Raw genomic sequence first — 6,250 nt, 5'->3', positions numbered from 1 at the left:
GGATTGAGCTTCACCTTGAGCGTATCGGCGATGTATTGCGCGACATCCATGTCATAGCCCTTGAGGCTCATGTCGGCGCTGGCCGAGGAGAAGGGCGGAAAGTCGGCGAAGACGCCGACATTGATGGTGCCGGCCTTGGTGATGTCCGCCAGCGCATCGGCGCTAGCGGCCTGAACTGCGAGGCCGAAACCGGCCGTGCCGAGCATCAGCACGGCGGCGATGGAGGCAAATGTCTTACGGATTGTCATTGTCATTCCCCTGTCTGGAAGCTTTGTTTGTTCGGGTCGGCCGCCGGCTCCAGCGCGGCGGCTGCCTTTGCTTTTCTAGACGTCAGGCGCCCTTGCCTGTTATCGCCGGGCTGAACACCATCAGGCTCAGTATCTCGAACAGCACCTGTGCGGCGGCATGCGCCGTGTTGGTGGTCGAGTCGTATTGCGGCGCCACCTCGACGACGTCGCCGCCGACGATGTTAAGACCTTTGAGGCCGCGCAGCAGTTCGAGCACTTCGCGCGTCGTCAGACCGCCGACTTCCGGCGTGCCGGTGCCCGGCGCGAAGGCCGGATCGACGCTGTCGATGTCGAAGGAGACATAGGTCGGGCCGTCGCCGACGATCTTGCGCGCCTTCTCGATGATCGCCGGAATGCCGAGGCCGGTCACCTCCTCGGCATGCACCACGGTCATGCCGGACTCGTAGGTGAACTCCCACAGATATTCGGCCGAGCCGCGGATGCCGATCTGGATCGTGCGCGTCGGGTCGAGCACGCCGTCAAGCACCGCGTTGCGGAACGGGCCGCCATGGTGGAACTTGGTCATGTCGAACAGGCCACTGGTGTCGCAGTGGGCGTCGATATGGATCAACCCCACCGGGGCCTTCTTGCCGACGGCCTTCAGAATTGGATGGCTGATCGAATGGTCGCCGCCGATCGACAGCGGAATGACCCCGGCATCGACGATCTGGTTGGTGCGGCGCTCGATATCCTCATGGCTGGTCTCAAGCCGGTAGCGGCTGCGGAACGGCGTGTCACCAATGTCGGCGACCCTGAGCTCATGCGTCGGCGCGCATTCCAGCACGTGATTGTAGGGCCCGATGCGCTCGATGGCGCGCAACGCCCTTGGCCCGAAGCGCGAGCCCGGGCGGTTGGTGACGCCGAGATCCATCGGCACGCCGATCATCGCCACCTGCAAATCGCCGAAATCCGGATTGTCGGCCGATATTTCGCGGTAGGGCGCGGCAAGAAAGGTCGGGATGCCTGAATAGGGCGCCAGCCGCGTGCCGCTCTTGGAGAAGATCTTGTCGGCGACCTTGCGGAATTTCGGGTCGAACATCTCGCCGCCATGGCTTTCACCATATTTGCGACGCAACGCATCGAGCTTGCCGCGATCGTATCCCATGTCCGCTCCTCCTGGGCTGATGCAGTGCCGGCGCGGGTGACGCCTGCGAACCGACCGTCATCCGGCCGGGCCGCTGTCCCGCTGGCTGCCTGCAGATTTCATGTCTTGATGCTGTTCTAAACTCAAGTGTCTGGCAGTGGCATTGAAAAATCAATTGATATTGTTAGGGTGTTTTCTGTGAGAAAATCTCACAACAAAGTGGTACCATGACCAAGCGCCTGCCACCGCTCAATCCGCTGCGCGCCTTCGAGGCAACGGCTCGCCATGGTTCACTGACCAAGGCGGCGACTGAGCTGAACGTCACTCATGGCGCCGTCAGCCACCAGATCAAGGCGCTCGAGCAGTCGCTCGGTGTCAAGCTGTTCGAGCGGGTCGGCCAGCGGGTCAAGCTGACACCGCATGGCGCGGAGCTTCTGCCGGCGGTGTCGACCGCGTTCGACGGCATCGCCGCCGCCACCCAGCGCATGACAAGGCCGGCGAGCAGCGGCACACTTTCGGTCTCCTGCGTGCCGGCGCTACTGTTGCTGTGGATGACACCGCGGCTCGGCAGTTTCATGGCGCAATATCCCGACATAAGGCTGACGCTTATTCCTTCCAACGATCCCAAGGATTTGCGGGCGCCCAATATCGATGTCTGCGTGCATTATGGCGACGGCAGCTGGACCGATTGCTGGATGCGCAAATGGTCGGGCCTCGAACTGTTTCCCGTGGTCAGCCCGACCTTGATCAACAACCGGCCGATCCGCAGCGTCAGGGATCTCGCCGATCATGTCTTCCTGCATGGCGATGACGGCCGCGAGTGGCACACCTGGCTGGCTGCCGCCGATGCGCTGGACCTGGAGCGGGGCCGCCGCCATCACCTCGGCGATGCCCGTATGGCGACCGAGGCGGCGGTGCACGGCCACGGCGTGGCGCTGGGCGACTCGGTGACGGCAAGCGCGCTGCTGGCCAGGGGCATGCTGGTCGCGCCGTTCAGCCTGTCGGTGCCGGCGGTCGACGATTTCTATGTCGTCTGCCGCAACGAGATGCGGACGACGCCGATCGTGCAGGTGTTCGTCGACTGGCTGTTTGCCGAGAAAGCGGGGGACGATGGGCGCGCCGACGCCCCTGTGGCCGGCCGCATCGTCAGCCGCCGCAAGCGTCCGGCGCTCAGGGTGATGGGCGGCAAATCCGCAAGCTGATGCCGGGCTGCGCGCCGCCGCATGCAGGCAGCTCTTTTTGTCGGGCCAGCCTGAAAGCGGGCAGCGTTGCGGCCGATTCGATGCTATGAGGCCTGTCGCAATTGTGGATGGCAGGCAGCGAAGGCGGTGTTGAAACATGGCTAAGACCGATATTGCGCGGCGCGTCTACAACCACACCTGGAAGCTCGACCCGATCGTGCGCAGCTTGCTCGACACGGATTTCTACAAGCTTTTGATGCTGCAGATGATCTGGGGCATGTATCCCAAGGTCGACGCAACCTTCTCGCTGATCAACCGCACGACCTCGGTGCGCCTTGCCGACGAGATCGACGAGGGCGAATTGCGCGAACAACTCGACCATGCCCGCACCTTGCGCTTCTCCAAGAAGGAGATGATCTGGCTCGGCGGTAACAATTTCTACGGCCGCAAGCAGATCTTCGAACCGGAATTCCTCGCCTGGCTGGAAGGCTTCCGGCTGCCCGAATACGAGCTGTCGAAGTGCGACGGGCAGTATGAACTGACCTTCAGCGGGCCGTGGATGTACACCACGCTGTGGGAAATCCCGGCGCTCGCCATCATCAATGAACTCCGATCTCGCGCGGCGATGCGGGCGTTCGGGCCTTTCGCGCTCGACGTGCTCTATGCCCGCGCCAAATCCAAGATGTGGGCCAAGACCGAGCGGCTGAAGGCGCTGCCCGGCATCCGCATCTCGGATTTCGGCACGCGCCGGCGCCATTCCTTCCTATGGCAGCGCTGGTGTGTCGAGGCGTTGAAGGAAGGCATCGGCGAGGCGTTCACCGGCACCTCCAACGTGCTTTTGGCCATGGACAACGACCTCGAAGCGCTCGGCACCAACGCACATGAGCTGCCGATGGTGTTTGCCGCGCTTGCCGACTCGGAAAAAGAGCTGAGACAGTCGCCTTACAAGGTGCTGCAGGACTGGCAGCGCTACTATGGCGGCAATCTGCTGATCGTGCTGCCCGACGCCTTCGGCACAGCATCGTTCCTGCGCGATGCGCCGGACTGGGTGGCCGACTGGACGGGCTTTCGCCCCGACAGCGCGCCGCCGATCGAAGGCGGCGAAAAAATCCTGTCCTGGTGGCGCGACAAGGGCAAGGACCCCAAGCAGAAACTGCTGATCTTCTCCGACGGGCTCGAGGTCGAGACCATCGAGGAGACCTATCGCCACTTCAAGGGCAAGGTGCGCATGTCGTTCGGCTGGGGCACCAATCTGACCAATGATTTCGAAGGCTGCGCGCCGACGGAAACCAACAGCCTCGACGCCATATCGCTGGTTTGCAAGGTCACCGAGGCCAATGGCAGGCCAGCGGTCAAGCTGTCGGACAATCCGGCCAAGGCGACCGGCGATGTGAAAGAGATCGAGCGGTATCTCAGGATTTTTGGCGAGAAGGACCGCGTGGAGCAATTGGTCAAGGTGTGAGGGGTGGGGTGGTGGGGCTCTTGGATAGGCCGAGTTCCTTGGCGCCCCCCTCTGTCCTACCGGACATCTCCCCCTCAAGGGGGGAGATTGGACTTGGTCCCTGGTCCCTGCTTTCGCCAATCTCCAACGCTTGAAGAATGGCGCCAACAGGCCGTTCTGCCGATCTCCCCCCTTGAGGGGGAGATGTCCGGCAGGACAGAGGGGGGCCTCGTAGAGCACTGCCATCAGCTGTTGGCGTTATTATCTGCGGCGCTGTTTGCCCTCCTCCCCACCCCAGCCTTCGCCCACGCCTCCGACCGGGGCCACGTCCTGCTGTTGCCGACCGGCTACTATCTGGTCGGAGGCGCCTTCGCCGTGGCCGTCAGCTTCCTCGTCCTGGCGCTGCTGCCGGCGGCTTCGCTTGCCCGCTTCTGGCGCCGACGCCTGCCGCTGTTCACCTTCGGCGACAGCGCCCGCGCCGCCATCAGCCTGATATCCTTTGCCGGCTTTGCAATTCTCATCGCCGCCGGCCTTTTCGGCAGCCACGACCCGCTTTCAAACCCGCTGCCTTTGGTGATCTGGACCCTTTTGTGGGCCGGCGTCACGCTGTTGCAAGGCCTCTTCGGCGATCTCTGGTCATGGCTGAACCCCTGGTATGGACCATGGCGTATCGCCTCGCGCCTGTTCGGGACCGGGACATGGCGCCTGCCCCGATGGGTCGGCTGCTGGCCTGCGGCCATCTTGTTCTTCGCCTTTGCCTGGTTCGAACTCATCGATCCGGCGCCCGACGATCCGGCGCGTCTGGCCGTGGCCGCCGGCCTCTACTGGCTATTCTCTTTCCTCGCCATACTGGCGTTCGGCTATCGCGGCTGGAGCCGCAGCGGCGAATTCCTGACGGTCTTCTTCTCCATGGTGGCGCGTTTCGCAATTGTGGTACGGAACGAACATGGCCGGCTTGCCCTGTGCTGGCCGGGCGCCAAGCTGCTGGCCGCGGAGCCCTTGCCGGCCAGCGGCATGGCTTTCCTGCTGCTCGCCCTGTCGTCGGTGTCCTTCGACGGCCTGTCGAAAACCTTCTTCTGGCTCGGCCTGTTCGGCATCAACCCGCTCGAATTTCCCGGCCGCACGGCGCTGATCGGCAGCGGCACTTTCGGGCTGATCCTGACATTCGCGCTGCTGGCGGCGGTGTTCCTGCTTGCCGCCTGGCTCGGCCAACGTCTTGCCGGCAGCGACCACATTCTTAACCAGGCGGCCGGTCAGCTGGTGTGGTCGATCGTGCCGATCGCGCTTGCCTATCACATTGCGCATTATCTGACGGCGCTGCTCGTCGACGGCCAATATGCGCTTGCGGCACTTTCCGATCCGTTCGCGATGGGCTGGAACCTGTTCGGCACCGCCGATATGCAGATCGAGGCCGGCATCGTTGCGGGGGCGGACTCTGCGTGGTGGCTGTGGAATATCCAGGCCGGCGCCATCATCCTGGGGCATGTGCTCGCCGTCCTCGTCGCTCACGGCTTCGCCTGGCGCCTGCACCCACAGCCCTCCCGCGCGGCCCTCAGCCAGTTCCCGCTTACCTTGCTGATGGTCGCCTACACCGTCTTCGGCCTCTGGTTGCTTGCCACGCCGACTGTCGGATGAGAAAAGGCGACCAGCATGCCTTCGGGGAAAGCCCGCTTGCCACGTCGGGGCTTTGGTGATTTAGTTTGTACACATGCGATTTTTTGCCTCGTTGCAGCCAGTCAAAACTCAAAAACAGGGGAACTGCCGTGACTGACAAGAATGGGTTTTTCGATCTCTCCAGATCCACGCTCACCCGCCGCACCGCACTGAAAGGTCTGGCCGCAGGCGCCGGCCTCGGCCTTGCCCCTGGCTTCGTCCGCTATTCCCAGGCGCAGAGTTCGGCGCCGATCAAGATCGGCTTCCAGTCGCACCGCACCGGCATCGGCGCTGCCTATGGCCGCTGGTACGAAAAGACGACGGCTGCCGCGGTCAAGGCGATCAATGCCGCCGGCGGCATCAATGGCCGCCAGGTCGAGGTGATCATCGAGGATGACGGCACCGATCCCGGCCGTGGCGCCGAGGTGGTCGGCAAGTTCGCCACCCAGCACAAGACCGACATCGTCTTCGGCACGCTGTTCTCGCATGTCGTCATCGGCTCGGCGCCCGCCGCCGGCGAAAACAAGATGCCCTATTTCGTCGTCAGCGAAGGCCATCACGTCGCCTCGACCAGCTTGGCGCGGTCTTCCGGTCCCTTGTAGCC

Annotated in this window: 5 protein-coding genes and 1 pseudogene; 4 read left to right on the top strand and 2 right to left on the bottom strand. The window is 63.5% G+C overall.

Features of this window, described 5'->3' with window-relative positions; all coding sequences use genetic code 11:
- A partial coding sequence (locus ENZ75_RS17285; RefSeq protein ID WP_245481166.1) for a transporter substrate-binding domain-containing protein occupies positions 1-254 on the bottom strand: 254 nt, incomplete at its 3' end.
- Between the two features lie 76 nt (positions 255-330).
- Entirely contained in the window at positions 331-1,392 is a 1,062-nt protein-coding gene (speB, locus tag ENZ75_RS17280) for an agmatinase (RefSeq protein ID WP_013528438.1), read from the bottom strand.
- Positions 1,393-1,598: 206 nt separating this feature from the next.
- Here speB and gcvA point away from each other — a divergent pair, with 206 nt between their 5' ends.
- The 4 genes and pseudogenes from gcvA to ENZ75_RS17260 all read left to right on the top strand — a co-directional run.
- Entirely contained in the window at positions 1,599-2,573 is a 975-nt protein-coding gene (gene gcvA / locus ENZ75_RS17275) for a transcriptional regulator GcvA (RefSeq protein ID WP_024502059.1), read from the top strand.
- A gap of 136 nt (positions 2,574-2,709) precedes the next feature.
- A complete protein-coding gene (gene pncB / locus ENZ75_RS17270) occupies positions 2,710-4,014 on the top strand; it encodes a nicotinate phosphoribosyltransferase (protein WP_013528440.1) in 1,305 nt (434 codons plus the stop codon).
- Between the two features lie 183 nt (positions 4,015-4,197).
- Complete coding sequence (locus ENZ75_RS17265) at positions 4,198-5,628, top strand: hypothetical protein (RefSeq protein WP_063169743.1); 1,431 nt, start codon at positions 4,198-4,200, stop codon at positions 5,626-5,628.
- A 128-nt stretch (positions 5,629-5,756) separates the two neighbouring features.
- A pseudogene (locus ENZ75_RS17260) lies at positions 5,757-6,218 on the top strand (ABC transporter substrate-binding protein); the annotation flags it as partial.
- Between the last annotated feature and the right edge of the window lie 32 nt (positions 6,219-6,250).

Source organism: Mesorhizobium sp. M7A.F.Ca.CA.002.04.1.1 (assembly GCF_004022805.1).
GTDB classification, from domain to species: domain Bacteria; phylum Pseudomonadota; class Alphaproteobacteria; order Rhizobiales; family Rhizobiaceae; genus Mesorhizobium; species Mesorhizobium ciceri.
Note: the sequence above shows the minus strand (reverse complement) of the source record. Positions and strands in the feature narration are given on the sequence as shown.

Excerpts from the sequence above, each read along its gene's own strand:
- ENZ75_RS17265 (WP_063169743.1), top strand. The coding sequence starts at position 4,198 with ATGTCCGGCAGGACAGAGGGGGGCCTCGTAGAGCACTGCCATCAGCTG.
- gcvA (WP_024502059.1), top strand. The coding sequence starts at position 1,599 with ATGACCAAGCGCCTGCCACCGCTCAATCCGCTGCGCGCCTTCGAGGCA.
- pncB (WP_013528440.1), top strand. The coding sequence starts at position 2,710 with ATGGCTAAGACCGATATTGCGCGGCGCGTCTACAACCACACCTGGAAG.
- speB (WP_013528438.1), bottom strand. The coding sequence starts at position 1,392 with ATGGGATACGATCGCGGCAAGCTCGATGCGTTGCGTCGCAAATATGGT.